1 pseudogene is annotated in these 260 nt (G+C 36.5%); it reads right to left on the bottom strand.

The features are described 5' to 3' along the window. Nucleotides 1-260, bottom strand: a pseudogene (locus tag SB773_RS32765) (teichoic acid ABC transporter permease); the annotation flags it as partial.

Here is a 260-nt window from a genome sequence, read left to right as displayed (position 1 = left end):
AGAGGATTCAGCTTCATGATATTAACGATTACTGGATGATCTTTAGCATCTAATACCCAAAGGATTGGTGTTAAATAAAACAAGACTTTCATTAATGACACGATCATATTGTGAAAATCACGAATAATGGTTGATAAGGTTGACGAGATTAAGCCAAATGAAAATAACAGCGCAACCGTCGCGACAACATAATACGGCAGTTGTAGGATGTAAACTGTAGGGAGGTATCCAGTAAAACCTAATAGTATGATAATGACCCC

The sequence above is a fragment of the Bacillus sp. SIMBA_074 genome, from assembly GCF_046534555.1.
GTDB lineage: Bacteria > Bacillota > Bacilli > Bacillales > Bacillaceae_G > Bacillus_A > Bacillus_A mycoides.
Note: the sequence above shows the minus strand (reverse complement) of the source record. Positions and strands in the feature narration are given on the sequence as shown.